This window comes from Sphingomonas sp. Leaf242 (assembly GCF_001422045.1).
Taxonomy (GTDB): Bacteria; Pseudomonadota; Alphaproteobacteria; order Sphingomonadales; family Sphingomonadaceae; genus Sphingomonas.
In genome coordinates this window covers 498,724-513,590 of record NZ_LMLW01000008.1, presented here as the reverse complement: position 1 = coordinate 513,590, position 14,867 = coordinate 498,724, and the positions used below count along the sequence as shown (strand labels likewise).

Sequence of the window (14,867 nt, the reverse complement as noted above, 5' to 3'; positions counted from 1 at the left end):
CGCCGCGACCGACGCGTCAAAGATGTTCCACGTGGAACATCACTTGCCGATGCAGAAACGTCCGAACAGCGCGTCGAGCATTTCCCCCGTCGCGTCGAGCCCAAGCACGCCAGCAAGGATTGCACGAGCCTGTCGAAGGTGTTCCGCAATGACAAGCGCATCGGAGCTTCGATACCGAAGAGCCTCGACCGCCGCAGCGCACTGCCGGCGCTGGTACTGCTTCAATGCGATCTCATCGCCACGCGGCAGCATCGCAATCGCTCGACGGTGCAGTTCATCCCAAAGGGCATCGAGCGATCCCAGGTCGTTTTGCGAGACCGCCAATGTCCGGTCGGCGGGCAACTCTCCCCGCCCCGGCAGATCGGCGCGCGCATGAATCCAGATCGCATCCCCGCGGGGCGGCACGGTATCAGCCAGCCACATCACGATGTCCGCTGCGGCGAGCGCACCTTCCGCACGCGTGACCCCGATCGCCTCGATCGGGTCGAGCGTATCGATCAAACCCGCGGTATCGGTCAGCACATAGGCGACACCGTTCCGCGTCACCGGAACATCGATCCGGTCGCGCGTCGTTCCCGAGATCGGCGAGACGATCGCCGCATCGCGCTCGCCCAGCAGGTTGAGCAACGTCGACTTGCCGCTGTTGGGTGGGCCACCAATGACGACCCGTAGCCCGTCCTTCAGCCGCTCGACCGGCGGGGTATCGACCACCGCCTCGATCTCCGAGGCGAGTGCGTCGATCTCAGAAACGATCACGTCGAACGCTGCAGTATCGCTCGCCACGTCGTCCTCGTCGGCGAAGTCGAGCATCGCCTCGACCCGCGCGGACAGCATCGCGACCGAATCCATCCAGCCTCGCACCGCCCGGCTTACCCGCCCCTCCGCCGCCGTCATCGCCGCGACACGCTGGCTCTCCGTCTCGGCTTCGAGAAGATCGGCGAGCCCCTCCGCCTCGGTCAGGTCGATCCGCCCGTTGGTCAAAGCACGGCGCGTGAACTCCCCCGGCTTGGCGTGCCGCAACCCTGGCATCCCCGACAGCACACGCTCGACCACGGCGATCACCGCACGACCACCGTGGCAATGAAACTCGACCAAGTCTTCGCCAGTCGCCGTCGCGGGTCCCGGAAACACGATGACCAGCGCGCGATCTAGCAACGCCCCATCGGTGTCCCGCAGTCCCCGGAGGCTAGCGTGGCGCGGCGCCGGCAAAGGTCCCGCGAGCATCTCGGCCGCGGCAAACGCCTGGGGCCCGCTCACCCGAACCACGGCAATCGCCGCTGGCGGTCGTCCGCTCGATACCGCGAAAATCGTCTTCACGGGAAACTCAGCCGCTTTTCGTCGCGCTGTCGAACAGGCGCTTCCACATCGCCATTCCCGCCTCGCCCATCGGCTGCCAGCCGCGCATCATCGATTCGAGCATCTCGGGCTTCATCTGGCCGTCCGGGATCGCCTCCATCATCATCGCGATATAACGGTCGTGGATCGGCGTCAGGTCGGGCAGCCCGACCGCGCGGCGCGCTTCTTCAGGCGTGCATTCGATCTCGATATTCATCTTCATGTGACGCACCCTCGATGACGCTTGAGCGGTCCATCGCGGCGCTGCATAGCGGGTGAATGTATGCGCGCGATGCCGCCTCGATCGCAACGCCTATCGGTCTGGTCCGCGTGACCGCCACCGGGGACCGGATCGACGCGATCGATATCGGCGTCGAGGATGGTTCGACCAGCGATGCCCCCGCGATCCTGGAAGCGCTGCGTCAGCTCGACGCGTATTTCGCCGGACGGCTGACCGAGTTCGACCTGCCCCTCGCGCTCTCCCCTACCCCACGCGGTGCCGACCTTCGCCAGGCGATCGTCGACATCGCCTACGGCACCACGGCCAGCTACGGCGCGCTCGCCAGGGCGATCGGCTCCAGCCCGCGCGCGATCGGCCAGGCCTGCGCACGCAATCCTTTTCCGATCATCGTCCCCTGCCACCGAATCCTGGGAGCCGGGGGCAGGCTTGGTGCGTACTCCGCGGGGGAAGGCCCGATCACCAAATCCCGGCTGCTCGACCACGAGCGGCCGCAAGGAGGACTGTTATGACGAACACTGCAAAGATCGCCACGCTCGCGGGCGATGGCGAATTCACCGCGTATCGCGCGACGCCGGCGGGTACGCCAAAGGCGGCGATCGTCGTGATTCAGGAAATCTTCGGCGTGAACGCCGGCATTCGCCGCAAGTGCGATACGCTCGCCGAGGCCGGCTATCTCGCGATCGCCCCCGACCTGTTCTGGCGTCTGGAGCCGGGCATCGAGCTCGACCCGGACATCAAGCCCGAGATGGATCGTGCGCTCGGTCTGATGGGCCAGTTCGACCAGGACAAGGGTATCGCCGATATCGAGGCAAGCATCCGCGCGGCGCGCGCCGAACTGGGCGACGACGCCAAGGTCGGCGTGGTCGGCTACTGCCTCGGCGGGCGCCTGGCGTTCATGACCGCGGCACGAACCGACGTCGATGCGAGCGTCGGCTATTACGGCGTCGGGATTGACGGCCTGCTCGGCGAGAAGCACGCGATCGCACACCCCGTGCTGCTGCACGTGCCCGAGGACGATCACTTCGTCGACAAGGACGCGCAGGCGGCGATGCACGCCGGACTCGACGATCACCCCAAGGTGACGATCTACGATTACGCGGGCGAGGACCACGGCTTTGCGACCGAGTTCGGCGAGCGTCGCTCGGATGCATCGGCCAAGCTGGCGGACGAGCGGACAGCCAAGTTCTTCGCGGAGAACCTCGCCTAAAACCCCTCCGTCACCCCGGACTAGTTCCGGGGTCCACGGTCCCGCGCAATCACGACTATCGAGCGTGCGGAACAGTGGATGCCGGAACGAGCCCGGCATGACGGGGGTATGGACGGAGACGTGAAAAAGGCCTCGCCGGACGATCCCGGCGAGGCCTTTTTCTTATCCCAACCGCACCGCGATCAGCGCAGCAGCGAGATGATCCCGAGCGTCTCGCCGGTGCCGACCCAGCCCTCGTAGATCATCTTCAGCGCGACCACGAGGATCACCGCGAGCCCGATATATGCGATCCAGCGATACTTGTTGATGACGCGCGCGATGTAGTTCGCCGCCAGACCCATCATCGCGACCGACAGCAGCAGGCCGATGACGAGGATGCCGGGATGCTCGCGTGCCGCGCCAGCGACCGCCAGGACGTTGTCGAGGCTCATCGACACATCGGCGACAGCGACGGCCCAAGCCGCGCTCGCAAAGCCCTTCGAGGAGCGGATACCCGAACGCTCGTCGCCCTCGATTTCTTCCGAACCCGCGTTCTCCGCACCCTCGCGGATTTCGCGCCAGAACTTCCAGCTCACCCAGAGCAGCAACAGGCCGCCCGCGAAGATGAGCCCGACGATCCCCATCAGCCAAGTGACGATCAACGCGAAGAAGATGCGCAGTACCAGCGCCGCGCCGATGCCGATCAGGATGACCTTCTTGCGCTGGTCGGTCGGCAGTCCGGCAGCGAGTGCGCCGACGACGATCGCGTTGTCGCCCGCGAGGACGAGGTCGATCATCAGGACCGATCCGAACGCGGCGAGCGCCTTCGGGTCGCCGAGGTTGGAGAAGTCGGCGACGATGTGCTGCCAAATCTCCAGCGGCGAGCCGGGTCCGGCTACTCCCGATGCGGCGGCGGCCAGCATGGCGATGATACTCAAGATGTCAGCTCCCGGTGACGTGGCCACGCCGCGGGCGGAGTGGCGGTTTTCATATTGATTAATAGCAAAGCGGCACGCGAAAGCCATGCTCTCGCGTGCCGCTTTGGTCTGTTTGGCCGGACATGGGCAAAGCCCATGTCGTCGGTCGGGAGGCTCGCGCCCCCGCCGGCCGAACCGGTGCGAGTCCTGCGCCAGCTTGGCGCAGGCCGCACTCGGTTATTGATTCATGCTGTCGAAGAAATTCTCGTTGGTCTTCGAATCCTTCATCTTGTCGAGCAGGAACTCCATCGCGTCGATCGTGCCCATCTGCATCAGGATGCGGCGCAGGACCCACATCTTGCTGAGCTTGGCCTTGTCGACCAGCAGCTCTTCCTTGCGCGTGCCCGACTTGCCGACGTCCAGCGCCGGGAAGATGCGCTTGTCCGCGACCTTGCGATCCAGCACGATTTCCGAGTTGCCGGTGCCCTTGAACTCCTCGAAGATCACCTCGTCCATGCGGCTGCCCGTATCGATCAGCGCGGTCGCGATGATCGAGAGCGAACCGCCCTCCTCGATGTTGCGCGCGGCGCCGAAGAAGCGCTTCGGACGCTGCAGCGCGTTCGCGTCGACACCACCGGTCAGGACCTTGCCCGACGACGGCACGACGGTGTTGTAGGCACGACCCAGGCGCGTGATCGAGTCGAGCAGGATCACCACGTCCTTCTTGTGCTCGACCAGGCGCTTGGCCTTTTCGATCACCATTTCAGCGACTTGCACATGGCGCTGCGCGGGTTCGTCGAAGGTCGAGCTGACCACCTCGCCCTTCACGCTGCGCTGCATGTCGGTGACTTCCTCGGGGCGCTCGTCGATCAGCAGGACGATCAGGAACACCTCGGGGTGATTGTCGGTGATCGCCTTGGCCATGTTCTGCAACATGACCGTCTTGCCGACGCGCGGCGGTGCGACGATCAGCGTGCGCTGGCCCTTGCCCTGCGGCGAGACGATGTCGATCACGCGCGCCGACTTGTCCTTGACGGTCGGGTCGGCGGGATCGAGCGTCAGCTTGCTCTCGGGGTAGAGCGGCGTGAGGTTGTCGAAATTGACGCGGTGGCGGACGACGTCGGGGTCGTCGAAATTGACCGCAGTCAGCTTCACCAGCGAGAAATAGCGCTCGCCATCCTTCGGCCCGCGAATCTCGCCCTCGACCGTATCACCGGTACGCAGGCCGAACTTCCGCACCTGGTTCGGCGAGATGTAGATGTCGTCGGGACCGGCGAGATAGTTCGACTCCGGCGAGCGCAGGAAGCCGAAGCCATCGGGCAGCACTTCGATCGTGCCGAGCCCCATGATCTGGTCGCCATTGTCCGCCTGGACCTTCAGGATCGCGAACAGCAGGTCCTGCTTGCGCAGCGTCGAGGCGCTCTCGACCCCCAGTTCCTCGGCCAGCTGGACCAGCTCGGCGGGCTTCTTTTTCTTCAGGTCTTTGAGATGCATGGGGATTTCCGGATAGCAATCAACGGGAGAACGCTCGGTCGGCGGTGCGCTTGGAAAGCGGAACTGGGCGAGACGAGTCTGGCAAGACACGACCGGGCAGGACGCCAGGAGGCCGTGTTGGGAGAAGGGGTTAGAATTGGGGGGCGGGTTAGTCAAGCGAGGACGGGAGAACCACTCTGGCCGTTCCCCTGCGAACGCAGGGGCCCAGGATCACAAACGCGATCGCCTGTAACCCTGGGCTCCTGCGTTCGCAGGAGAACACGCGTTCAGAACGGCTTTACGATCACCAGCACGACGATCAGCGTCACCGCCAGCGCAGGCACCTCGTTCAGCATCCGCAACTGCTTACCCGCCAGCGTCGGCTTCCCCGCGGCGAGCTTCTTCGCATAGCCGACCGCCCAACCGTGATATCCCGTCAGCAGGAACACCAGCACCAGCTTCAGGTGCAGCCACCCGAGCCCCGGCGCGCCGTCCGCCAGCCCCAGGTTCAGCGCCAGCGCGATCCCCAGCACCCACACGACGATCATCGCCGGCGTCAGTATGATGTGGCGGATCTTGCTCTCGCGCTCGACCCAGTTCGCCGCCTCGCTCGTGTTCCCGGCCGCCAGCGCCTCCTGATGATACACCAGATAGCGCGGCAGCATGAACAGCCCCGCCATCCAGAAGATCACGAAGATCAGATGCGCCGCCTTCACCCAGTCGTACGCAGCGCCAAGAAATCCGCTCATGTCGTGCTCCTTACACGGGCGATCAGCTGCTCGACATGCGCGATGGGCGTGTCGGGAAGGATGCCGTGGCCGAGGTTGAAGACGTGCGGGCGCTCGACGAACGCCGCGAGGATCCGGTCGATCGCCGCATCGAGATCCGCCCCGCCCGCGATCAACGCCAGCGGATCGAGATTGCCCTGCACCGGCATGTCCGCCGGCAACGATGCGTGCGCCCACACCGGATCGACGGTCTCGTCCAGCCCGATCGCATCGACGCCCGTCTCGCGCGCATAGGCCGGCAACTTGCCCCCGGCCCCCTTCGGAAAGCCGATGATCGGCACGCCGGGGCAGCGCGCGTGAAGCCGCTCGACGATCGAAGCCGTCGGCGCGATCACCCAGCGCTCGAACTGCGCAGGCGATAGCGAGCCCGACCAGCTGTCGAACAGCTGCACCACGTCGACACCCGCCTCGACCTGCCGCGCGAGATACTCGACGGTGTTGTCCGCAATCGCATCGATGATCGCACCGAACGCCTCGGGGTCGCGATAGGCGAAACGCCGCGTCTCGGACTGATCCTTGCTCCCCTTCCCCGCCACCATATAGGTCGCGACCGTCCAGGGAGACCCCGCAAAGCCCAGGAACGTCGTCTCGGGAGGCAGTGCAGCCGCGACCTTCGAGACGGTGCCGTAGACCGGCTCCAGCCGCCCCATCACCGGCTGCAACCGATCAAGCGCATGGTCGACCAACGCCGGCTCGAGCCGTGGCCCCTCGCCGACCCCGAAGCTCAGATCCTGCCCGAGTGCCCATGGGATCATCAGGATGTCGGAGAACAGGATCGATCCATCGAACCCGAACCGGCGGATCGGCTGGAGCGTGACTTCGGCCGCCGCCTCCGGATCGGTCGCGAGCGCGAGGAACCCGCCCTTCTCCGCGCGCAGTTCGCGATACTCGGGAAGGTACCGCCCCGCCTGCCGCATGAGCCATAGCGGCGGCACGGCCTGACGCCCTCCGCGAAGGGTCGCCAGGAGCGGCTTGAAGGCAGGCGTAATGGAGGTCTGATCGGTCAGCGGAGCACCCTTCTTCTACTATAAGAAGATTCAAGAAATAGGTTGTTGCAGTGGTTGGGCGGTTGAACCCGGGACTTATGCGGTGATCCCGGAAATGCCAACAGCTTGACCCCTCGGCACGCCCACAAACGCGCTGATTCGATTCAAGGCTCCCCATTACCCACAGCCTGTGGATAAAATCAGCCCCTGTGCGCGGCGGTGTGGATAGAATGGGTGTTATCCACGGCAAACCCGTCGCTTGGCGAGGGGGATGAGTTACGCTAGCCCTTCTCCCCATGTTATCCACAGATTCACGCCCAGGGACCCCGCCGATGGGGACAAGATGCCGATGATCCGGCTCCACCTTCACCTGCTGTCGGACTCGACCGGCGAGACGCTGGAGAACATCGCGAAGGCGGCGCTGGCGCAATATGACGACGTCGAAACCGTGCGCCATTTCTGGCCGATGGTCCGCACCGAGGCGCATCTCGAGCGCATCCTCCAGGAGATCGCGCAGAACCCGGGGTTGGTCGTGTTCACCCTAGTGAACCCCGCGACGCGGCGGATACTGGAGCAACGCTGTCTCGCGCTGGGACTGCCCGCGGTGGCGCCGCTCGACCCGGTCAACGACGCACTTTCTGGCTTGCTCGGGCAGCAGGCAAAGGCACGACCTGGCCGCCAGCACGTCCTCGATGCAGCGTATTTCGCGCGCGTCGATGCGATTCAGTGGACGATCGCCCATGACGACGGGATCGCCTCGGAAGAATGGGAGGAGGCCGATATCGTCCTGGCGGGCGTATCGCGTTCGTCGAAGACGCCGACCTCGATCTATCTCGCCAACCGCGGCTACAAGACCGCGAACATCCCGATCGTCGTGGAAAGCCCACCACCGCTGAACCTCTACAAGCTCGCCAACCCACTGATCGTCGGCCTCACGACCAGTGCGGACCGGCTGATCCAGGTGCGCCGCAACCGGCTGCTGTCGCTCAACCAACAGCCCGACACGTCGTACGTCGAGGAGGAAGCGGTGATGCGCGAACTCGCCTTTGCGCGCCGGATGTTCGCCGACAATGGCTGGCCGGTGATCGACGTTACGCGCCGCTCGATCGAGGAAACCGCGGCGGCGATCATCGCGCTGTGCAACCAGCGGAAGAGCGACACAGTGACGCCGGAGGAAGCATGAGCCTGATACTCGCCTCGCAAAGCGCCTCGCGCCGCGCCATGCTGACCGCCGCTGGCGTACCGTTCGAGGCGACCTTCGCCGGCGTCGACGAGGATGCAGCCAAGGCGGCGCTGCGCGACCTGTCCCCGCGCGATCTCGCCGATGCGCTGGCCGAACTGAAGGCGCTGAAGGTTTCCGCGCGGATGCCCGGCTATCTCGTCCTCGGCAGCGACTCGCTGGTCGCGCTGGAGGACGGCAGTATCCTCGACAAGCCCGTCGACCGCGCAGATGCGGCGGCACACCTGCGGCTGATGTCCGGCAAGCGCCACGACCTGTGGAGCGCTGCGGTCATCGCCGAGAACGGCCAGGCGATCTGGCGCCACGTCGAACGAGCCAAGATGCACGTCCGCCCGCTGTCCGACGCGTTCATCGAGACGTATCTGGATGCGGAATGGCCCGCGATTTCCGGCTGCGTCGGCTGCTACCGCATCGAGGGCCCCGGCGCGCAACTGTTCGCCAAGATCGAGGGGAGCCAGTTCACGGTACTCGGCATGCCGCTGCTCAACGTCCTCGACTTCCTCCGCGCGCGCGGCGAGCTGCCGGTCTGATTTAAAACAATCCTCCCCCGTCAGGGGGAGGTGGCTGGCTCTTGCCAGACGAAGGGGGAGGCAGGCGGAACTTCGGTTCGTATCCTCCCCCTCCGTCACCTTCGGCGACACCTCCCCCTTGCGGGGGAGGATTGAATGCACCGTCGCGCGTGGCAATCCGCGCACGCTAGACTAAACCTTGTTCACCCGCGAAGGCGGGTGCCCAGACTGGATCCCCGCCTCCGCGGGGAAACACGGAGCCTCGAATGACCCGTCCCTATGCAGAAGTGATCGGCGATCCGATCGCACAGTCGAAATCACCCTTGATCCACGGCTTCTGGCTAGACGCGCTCGGGATCGACGCGGAATACCGCCACAAGCTCGTTACCGCCGACGCCCTCCCCGCTTACTTCGCCGAGCGAAAGGCCGACCCGGCGTGGCGCGGGTGCAACATCACCATGCCGCACAAGCTCGCTGCGCTCGACCACGTCTCCGACCCCGGCAACGTTCGCGGGACGATCGGCGCGATCAATACCGTGTTCCGCAACCAGGCGGGCGATTGCATCGGCACCAACACCGACGCCGCCGGATTCTGGGCGCCGATCGATGACCTCGACATCGCCGGCCAGCCCGTCACGGTGATCGGCGCCGGCGGTGCCGCCCGGGCGATCCTGTTCGCACTGTCGCGAATGGGTGTCGGCTCCGTCACCATCCTAAATCGCAATCCGCTGAAGGGCGCGGCGTTGCTGTCGGCGTTTGGCCTCAAGGGCCAAGCACTCCCGATCGGCCCCGCCGCCCCGCCCTCGCGCCTGCTCGTCAATGCCAGCGTGCTCGGCATGGCCGGCCAGCCACCGCTCGATATCGATCTCGGCGCGCTCGATCCGGACTCGCTGGTCTACGACATCGTCTATTCCCCGCTCGAAACCGGTCTCCTGAAAGCGGCGCGTGCGCGCGATCTCGAAACCGTAGACGGCCTGGAAATGCTGATCGGCCAAGCAGCGGTCGCGTTCGAGATATTGTTCCACGTGGAACCACCGCGCGATCGCGACAACGAACTCCGCACGTTGCTGATCAAATGATCATCGGCCTCACCGGATCGATCGGCATGGGCAAATCAGCCGTCGCCGCAATGTTCGCCGACGAGGCCGTCCCCGTGTTCGATGCCGACGCGACCGTCCACCGCTTGCAAGGTGTCGGTGGGCGACTAGTTCCCGCCATCGAAGCCGCCTTCCCCGGCACCACCGCCAACGGCGCGGTCGACCGAACTAAACTCGGCGCCGCGGTGTTCGGCGACGACGCCGCGATCAAGCGCCTGGAAGCGATCGTCCACCCCGCCGTCGGCGAAGAGCGCGCCGCCTTCCTCGCCCAACACGCCGGCCAGCGAGTCGTCTTCGACGTCCCCCTGCTGTTCGAGACCGGCGGCGACCGCAACGTCGACGTGATCGTCGTCGTCTCCGCCGCCCCCGACATCCAGCGCGCCCGCGTCCTCGCCCGCCCCGGCATGACCGCGGGGAAGTTCGCCGCGATCCTCGCGCGCCAAACCCCCGACGCCGAAAAACGCGCCCGCGCCGATCACATCATCGACACCGACACGAGCTTCGACGCAACACGCGCGCAAGTCCGGGCGGTGCTTGCATCCTTGGAAATCTGAGCCGATACCATCGGGATGCGTGAGATCGTCTTCGATACCGAAACCACCGGCCTCAGTTTTTCCGGCGGCGACCGCATGGTCGAAATCGGCTGCGTCGAGATGCTCAACAGGGTCGAGACCGGCCGCACCTTCCACGCCTATTACCACCCTGAACGCGACATGCCGGTCGAGGCGTTCAACGTCCACGGGCTGAGCGCGCTGTTCCTCTCCGACAAGCCGAAGTTCGCCGACGCGGTCGAGGACCTGCTCGAATTCGTCGGCGACGCGCCGATGATCGCGCACAATGCCGGCTTCGACTTCTCGTTCCTCAACGGCGAGCTGACCAAGTGCGGCCGCCAGATCATTCACATGAAGCGGATGGTCGACACGCTGCAGATCGCGCGCAGCCGTCACCCCGGCGCCAAGCATTCGCTCGACGCGCTCTGCTCGCGCTTCGGAATCGATCGCAGTCACCGCGTCCTGCACGGCGCACTGCTCGATGCGCAGTTGCTCGCGCAGGTCTATGTCGAGCTGATGGGTGGTCGCCAGATCGGCCTCGGCCTGCTCGGCGATACCGGCAGCACCGCCGCGACTCCGATCGTCGCACAGGCGCCTCGGGTCGTTCGCCCAGCCCGCGTTTTCGCGGTGAGCGAGGGAGACCTTGTGGCCCATGCCGCGTTTATGAAGGGGATCAAGGATCCGATTTGGGGGGCCGTGGCGTCCGGATGACGCTGGCAGGGCGGAGCCAATAGGACCGCCCGAGACTGTAACGCCGACAAGGAGACGATAATGGATATCCGGATTTCTGGTCATCAGGTTGACACTGGCGAAGCACTCAACAGCCACGTGGAAGACCGACTCCAGGGTATCGCCGACAAGTATTTCTCGCGCGCCATCTCGGCCGAGGTCACGTTCGGCAAGGGCCCGCACGACGCCGGCTTCAAATGCGACATCGTTGCGCATGTAATGAAGGGCCTCGTGATCAAGGGTCACGGCGACGCTTATGACGCGCGCGCCGCCTTTGATGGTGCCGCCGCCAAGATCGAGACTCAGCTCCGCCGTTACATGCGCCGCCTGAAGGATCGCCACGCCGGCGAAGCGGTCGCGATCGCCGAGAGCAACGGCTACGACAATGCCGGCTACACGTTGTTCCAGGAAAGCATCGAGGAAGACGATGTCGCGGATGCACCGCTGATCATCGCCGAGACTCGCGTCGACATCCCCGAGGCCAGCGTGTCCGACGCGGTGATGATGCTCGATCTGCGCAACACCGCGGCGTTGCTCTTCATGAATGCGGGAACCGGCGCGCACAACATGGTGTACAAGCGCGGCGACGGCACGATCGGTTGGGTCGAGCCACAGCGCGCGGCGGCCTCCCCCCCCCAGTAAAGAAGGGTCCATAAAGGCGCGGGTCTCAAGGCCGCGCCTTTACGCCTCCGCGCAACCCGCTAAGGCGGACGCGCGCGGGGGCGCTTGAGACATTGAACACCATGACCGATTTCAGCGATTTGCTGCGTCCCGACGCAGTGCAGACGGGCGTCATCGCCACCAACAAGAAGGCGGTGTTCCAGCATCTCGCCACGACCGCGTCGGAAATACTCGATGCCGACCCCAAGCTGATCGCGGACCGGCTGGCGGCGCGCGAGAAGCTTGGCTCGACCGGGTTCGGCGGCGGCGTCGCGATCCCGCATGCCAAGCTCGAAGGCCTTGCGCAGGTCACCGGTGTCTTCGCCCGGCTCGCGCAACCGGTCGATTTCCAGGCGGTCGACGATCTCCCCGTCGATCTGGTCTTCATGCTGCTGTCCCCTACCGACGCCGGCGCGGTCCATTTGAAGGCGCTCGCCCGCGTCTCGCGGCGGTTGCGCGACAAGGCGTTCCTCGAGAAACTGCGCGGTGGCGGCTCGCCCGACGCGGTCTACGCGCTGTTCACCGCCGACGAGGTCCGCGATGCCGCGTGATCCCCGCCCCGCGTCCGTGCCCGCCCCGGTCATCCTGACGAAAGTCAGGATCCAGAGCCACGAAGGGCTTCCATCGGTTACTCTGGATCCTGACTTTCGTCAGGATGACGGAGCGGGCTTGGTCTGGCGGCGTTTGCATGTCTGATACCCCGAACACAGCAGGCGCAGACGCGCATTTCCGCGCGCTGGAATCGCTCTACGCCCAAGCGCCGATCAACCGCTTCTTCGACTCCTCGCTGGAAATCCCCGAAGCCGGCGTCGCACGCATCCATTTCACGATCGACGCGCGCCATTACCACGCCGGCGGCGCCGCCCACGGCACCAGCTATTTCAAGATGCTCGACGACGCCGCGTTCTACGCCTGCAACAGCCTGGTCACGGACCGTTTCCTGCTCACCACCGCATTCAACCTGCTCCTCACGCGTCCGCTGAAGGTCGGCCCGGTGATCGCCGAGGGACGCTGGATCAGCGGCAAGCGACGCGTGTTCGTCGCGGACGCGCGGCTGATCGATGCGGACGGCGAAGAAGCGGCGAGAGGCACAGGCACCTTCATGCGCTCGCGCATCGCGCTCGCTGGCCTCCCCGGATACCGCAGCGCAGCATGAGTGGCCGTCTCCCCAGCGGAATGCTCGTCAGCGCCCTGCTGCGGCGCGTCAACGATGCCGGCGGCTTTGGCGCGGTGATGGCGAAAGGCGACCCGCAAGGCGGCGCGATCCTGGTCATCGCGATCGACAAGGGCGTCCCGCCCCGCCTGCTGGAACGCGGCATCGGCCCCGACGGACGGACCGCGCTGATCGACTCGACTCCGGCCGAAAACCTTGACGGCTATTGGCAACGCAGGCGCGCAAGCGACCCGGATCTATGGGTAATCGAGGTGGACATCGCAGCGGCGGAACGCTTCGCCGCTGAAACGATCCTCGACGATTGACTCGAAAGCCCCCCCAATAGAGGGGGATTGCAACATTGATTGGCGTTGTGCTGGGACGGGTGCGATCCGGATCGGTTACGCAGTCGGGGGGATGCCCGGACGATCGGCTCGTACGATTGGTTCCGTGGTCCAACCGCATCTGAACAAGTTTGAATGACGATTCTTCAGCGGGCTGCAACGATCGCAGTCATGACATTTTCTCTTGCGGGCCTGCTTGGCAACAGCGCACCAGGTCATGCTACTGGCATCGACCGTCCAGCGGTCAACCTCACCGCTCTCGCAAATCTAAACGTCCTCTCCCCGCAGAATGTTCCGCAGATCGCTCCAGCCGCAACGCCTGTTGCACCCGTTGAGCAGAACAGCGTTGAACCTGCCGTGGACACGGCGAAGTCCGAAGCCGAAGAATTCGATACCCTCGCCCAGGCCGTTGCCGCCCAGGATAGCGCCGCCGCCAGCGACGCGCTCCAGTGCCTTGCCGGTGCGATCTATTTCGAGTCGAAGGGCGAGCCGCTGACCGGCCAGCTCGCGGTCGCCGAAGTCATCATCAATCGCGCCAAGTCGGGTCGTTTTCCCGCCGACGTCTGCGGCGTCGTCAAGCAGCGCGGCCAGTTCAGCTTCGTTCGTGGCGGCGAAATCCCGTCCATCAACGCCGGCACCGCCTATCGTACCGCGATCGCGGTCGCCAAGGTCGCGCTCGCCAGCGCGTGGAACAGCCCCGCCGACAAGGCGCTGTATTTCAACACGCCCGATCGTCGCCCGTCGGTCCGCGCGGTCAAGGTCGCCTCGATCGGCAACCACGTCTTCTACCGCTGAGATCCAGCGGGCGTTCCAGGTCAGCGTCTACCCTGACCCCTTCTTTCCGTTTCGCCGTCCTCCTTCCGTTCGCCGTGAGCGAAGTCGAAGGGTGTGTTGCAGGCTAAGGCGCTTCAACCTCGCCGAGCACGAACGGAAATGGAGACAGCGATCTGGCCAGTCGCTTCTCCCCAGACCACGATCACAATCCGTGAATGAGCTTGCCTCGTTCGCGGATTGTTCTATTTCCGGGGCATGCTCGATATGCCGCCGGACTCCTGCATCGACAAACCCGGATCCCCCCAGGATTCAACGCTGTGCGCCGCCGATGTAGCGCGCGGCGTGATCCGGATGTTGCTGCGCCACGACCTCACCGCAATGACCGAGGTCCCGCTCGATGGTGGCCGCCGCGCCGACCTGATGGCGGTCGACGCACGTGGGCAGATCGTGATCGTCGAGATCAAGGTGTCGCGTGCCGACCTGCTCGGGGACGGTAAGTGGCCCGATTACCTGGGGCATTGCGACCGGTATTTCTGGGCGGTGCCGGCGGGGTTCGACGTCGGACCGCTGCACGGCCCTGCGTTTCTGCCCGAGCGCACCGGGATCATCGTCGCGGACCGCTACGACGCGGCGATCGTCCGCGAGGCGCATACCACCCCCCTGCCCGCGCATGTCCGCAAGCGCGGTACGCTGGCGTTTGCCCGGCGCGCGGCGCGCCGGTTGATCGCGCAGATGGATCCGGATGCGGACGGGTTGGCGTTCTAAGTCCGTCATCCTGACGAAAGTCAGGATCCAGGGCCATCAAGGATAGCGCTCTGTTACTCTGGATCCTGACTTTCGTCAGGATGACGGGGTTGGGCCAAATGCGTTTTTACGAAGTATGG

General features: G+C 65.3%; 19 protein-coding genes. 13 read left to right on the top strand and 6 right to left on the bottom strand.

The annotated features are described in order from the left end of the window. Positions 1-39 precede the first annotated feature (39 nt). Both mnmE and ASF09_RS10340 read right to left on the bottom strand, forming a co-directional pair. Positions 40-1,317: a tRNA uridine-5-carboxymethylaminomethyl(34) synthesis GTPase MnmE gene (gene mnmE, locus ASF09_RS10345; RefSeq protein ID WP_060526122.1), complete on the bottom strand. Its 1,278-nt coding sequence runs from the start codon at positions 1,315-1,317 to the stop codon at positions 40-42. A gap of 7 nt (positions 1,318-1,324) precedes the next feature. Then, positions 1,325-1,558, bottom strand: a complete 234-nt coding sequence (locus ASF09_RS10340) for a DUF6489 family protein (RefSeq protein ID WP_056053820.1) — start codon at positions 1,556-1,558, stop codon at positions 1,325-1,327. A gap of 56 nt (positions 1,559-1,614) precedes the next feature. On the opposite strand from ASF09_RS10340, the gene ASF09_RS10335 reads away from it, so the two are divergent. Both ASF09_RS10335 and ASF09_RS10330 read left to right on the top strand, forming a co-directional pair. Continuing rightward, entirely contained in the window at positions 1,615-2,085 is a 471-nt protein-coding gene (locus ASF09_RS10335) for a methylated-DNA--[protein]-cysteine S-methyltransferase (protein WP_060526121.1), read from the top strand. Next, positions 2,082-2,783, top strand: a complete 702-nt coding sequence (locus ASF09_RS10330; RefSeq protein WP_060526120.1) for a dienelactone hydrolase family protein — start codon at positions 2,082-2,084, stop codon at positions 2,781-2,783. Before ASF09_RS10335 ends, ASF09_RS10330 begins: the two co-directional genes overlap by 4 nt. 182 nt (positions 2,784-2,965) lie before the next feature. On the opposite strand, the gene ASF09_RS10325 is transcribed toward ASF09_RS10330, so the two are convergent. The 4 genes from ASF09_RS10325 to hemE all read right to left on the bottom strand — a co-directional run bounded on the left by ASF09_RS10325 (position 2,966) and on the right by hemE (position 6,929). Further along, on the bottom strand, positions 2,966-3,685 hold the full coding sequence (locus ASF09_RS10325) for a TerC family protein (RefSeq protein ID WP_060526119.1): 720 nt from the start codon (positions 3,683-3,685) through the stop codon (positions 2,966-2,968). 231 nt (positions 3,686-3,916) lie between these two features. Continuing rightward, the gene (rho, locus tag ASF09_RS10320) at positions 3,917-5,173 is read right to left on the bottom strand and encodes a transcription termination factor Rho (RefSeq protein WP_031395107.1); all 1,257 of its coding nucleotides are present in this window, start codon (positions 5,171-5,173) and stop codon (positions 3,917-3,919) included. Positions 5,174-5,439: 266 nt separating this feature from the next. Then, positions 5,440-5,901, bottom strand: a complete 462-nt coding sequence (locus ASF09_RS10315) for a CopD family protein (protein WP_060526118.1) — start codon at positions 5,899-5,901, stop codon at positions 5,440-5,442. After that, positions 5,898-6,929, bottom strand: a complete 1,032-nt coding sequence (gene hemE / locus ASF09_RS10310) for a uroporphyrinogen decarboxylase (RefSeq protein ID WP_060526117.1) — start codon at positions 6,927-6,929, stop codon at positions 5,898-5,900. The genes ASF09_RS10315 and hemE overlap by 4 nt, the downstream gene beginning before the upstream one ends. Before the next feature lie 346 nt (positions 6,930-7,275). Here hemE and ASF09_RS10305 point away from each other — a divergent pair, with 346 nt between their 5' ends. The 11 genes from ASF09_RS10305 to ASF09_RS10255 all read left to right on the top strand — a co-directional run bounded on the left by ASF09_RS10305 (position 7,276) and on the right by ASF09_RS10255 (position 14,748). Then, positions 7,276-8,109 (top strand): pyruvate, water dikinase regulatory protein, encoded by an 834-nt coding sequence (locus tag ASF09_RS10305; RefSeq protein ID WP_060526321.1) that lies wholly within the window; start codon positions 7,276-7,278, stop codon positions 8,107-8,109. Further along, positions 8,106-8,696, top strand: a complete 591-nt coding sequence (locus ASF09_RS10300; protein ID WP_082444227.1) for a Maf family protein — start codon at positions 8,106-8,108, stop codon at positions 8,694-8,696. The genes ASF09_RS10305 and ASF09_RS10300 overlap by 4 nt, the downstream gene beginning before the upstream one ends. Positions 8,697-8,941: 245 nt before the next feature. Continuing rightward, the gene (locus tag ASF09_RS10295; protein WP_060526116.1) at positions 8,942-9,754 is read left to right on the top strand and encodes a shikimate dehydrogenase family protein; all 813 of its coding nucleotides are present in this window, start codon (positions 8,942-8,944) and stop codon (positions 9,752-9,754) included. After that, on the top strand, positions 9,751-10,326 hold the full coding sequence (gene coaE, locus ASF09_RS10290) for a dephospho-CoA kinase (RefSeq protein WP_060526115.1): 576 nt from the start codon (positions 9,751-9,753) through the stop codon (positions 10,324-10,326). Before ASF09_RS10295 ends, coaE begins: the two co-directional genes overlap by 4 nt. Before the next feature lie 15 nt (positions 10,327-10,341). Beyond that, positions 10,342-11,034: a DNA polymerase III subunit epsilon gene (gene dnaQ / locus ASF09_RS10285; protein WP_060526114.1), complete on the top strand. Its 693-nt coding sequence runs from the start codon at positions 10,342-10,344 to the stop codon at positions 11,032-11,034. A gap of 60 nt (positions 11,035-11,094) precedes the next feature. Next, positions 11,095-11,694 (top strand): ribosome hibernation-promoting factor, HPF/YfiA family, encoded by a 600-nt coding sequence (hpf, locus tag ASF09_RS10280; RefSeq protein ID WP_056053797.1) that lies wholly within the window; start codon positions 11,095-11,097, stop codon positions 11,692-11,694. Positions 11,695-11,795: 101 nt separating this feature from the next. Further along, the gene (locus ASF09_RS10275; RefSeq protein WP_060526113.1) at positions 11,796-12,263 is read left to right on the top strand and encodes a PTS sugar transporter subunit IIA; all 468 of its coding nucleotides are present in this window, start codon (positions 11,796-11,798) and stop codon (positions 12,261-12,263) included. Between the two features lie 137 nt (positions 12,264-12,400). Continuing rightward, positions 12,401-12,868: a PaaI family thioesterase gene (locus ASF09_RS10270; protein ID WP_060526112.1), complete on the top strand. Its 468-nt coding sequence runs from the start codon at positions 12,401-12,403 to the stop codon at positions 12,866-12,868. After that, positions 12,865-13,191, top strand: a complete 327-nt coding sequence (locus ASF09_RS10265; RefSeq protein WP_060526111.1) for a DUF1491 family protein — start codon at positions 12,865-12,867, stop codon at positions 13,189-13,191. The genes ASF09_RS10270 and ASF09_RS10265 overlap by 4 nt, the downstream gene beginning before the upstream one ends. Positions 13,192-13,566: 375 nt before the next feature. Further along, complete coding sequence (locus ASF09_RS10260) at positions 13,567-14,004, top strand: cell wall hydrolase (protein WP_231420586.1); 438 nt, start codon at positions 13,567-13,569, stop codon at positions 14,002-14,004. A 234-nt stretch (positions 14,005-14,238) separates the two neighbouring features. Further along, positions 14,239-14,748 (top strand): MmcB family DNA repair protein, encoded by a 510-nt coding sequence (locus ASF09_RS10255; RefSeq protein ID WP_060526319.1) that lies wholly within the window; start codon positions 14,239-14,241, stop codon positions 14,746-14,748. The last annotated feature ends 119 nt before the right edge of the window (positions 14,749-14,867 follow it).

Coding starts and splice junctions, on each gene's coding strand:
- ASF09_RS10255 (WP_060526319.1), top strand. CDS start 14,239: ATGCTCGATATGCCGCCGGACTCCTGCATCGACAAACCCGGATCCCCC.
- ASF09_RS10300 (WP_082444227.1), top strand. CDS start 8,106: ATGAGCCTGATACTCGCCTCGCAAAGCGCCTCGCGCCGCGCCATGCTG.
- rho (WP_031395107.1), bottom strand. CDS start 5,173: ATGCATCTCAAAGACCTGAAGAAAAAGAAGCCCGCCGAGCTGGTCCAG.
- coaE (WP_060526115.1), top strand. CDS start 9,751: ATGATCATCGGCCTCACCGGATCGATCGGCATGGGCAAATCAGCCGTC.
- ASF09_RS10330 (WP_060526120.1), top strand. CDS start 2,082: ATGACGAACACTGCAAAGATCGCCACGCTCGCGGGCGATGGCGAATTC.
- ASF09_RS10265 (WP_060526111.1), top strand. CDS start 12,865: ATGAGTGGCCGTCTCCCCAGCGGAATGCTCGTCAGCGCCCTGCTGCGG.
- ASF09_RS10270 (WP_060526112.1), top strand. CDS start 12,401: ATGTCTGATACCCCGAACACAGCAGGCGCAGACGCGCATTTCCGCGCG.
- ASF09_RS10340 (WP_056053820.1), bottom strand. CDS start 1,558: ATGAAGATGAATATCGAGATCGAATGCACGCCTGAAGAAGCGCGCCGC.
- hpf (WP_056053797.1), top strand. CDS start 11,095: ATGGATATCCGGATTTCTGGTCATCAGGTTGACACTGGCGAAGCACTC.
- ASF09_RS10305 (WP_060526321.1), top strand. CDS start 7,276: ATGATCCGGCTCCACCTTCACCTGCTGTCGGACTCGACCGGCGAGACG.
- ASF09_RS10325 (WP_060526119.1), bottom strand. CDS start 3,685: ATGCTGGCCGCCGCCGCATCGGGAGTAGCCGGACCCGGCTCGCCGCTG.
- dnaQ (WP_060526114.1), top strand. CDS start 10,342: ATGCGTGAGATCGTCTTCGATACCGAAACCACCGGCCTCAGTTTTTCC.
- ASF09_RS10295 (WP_060526116.1), top strand. CDS start 8,942: ATGACCCGTCCCTATGCAGAAGTGATCGGCGATCCGATCGCACAGTCG.
- ASF09_RS10335 (WP_060526121.1), top strand. CDS start 1,615: ATGTATGCGCGCGATGCCGCCTCGATCGCAACGCCTATCGGTCTGGTC.
- ASF09_RS10275 (WP_060526113.1), top strand. CDS start 11,796: ATGACCGATTTCAGCGATTTGCTGCGTCCCGACGCAGTGCAGACGGGC.
- ASF09_RS10315 (WP_060526118.1), bottom strand. CDS start 5,901: ATGAGCGGATTTCTTGGCGCTGCGTACGACTGGGTGAAGGCGGCGCAT.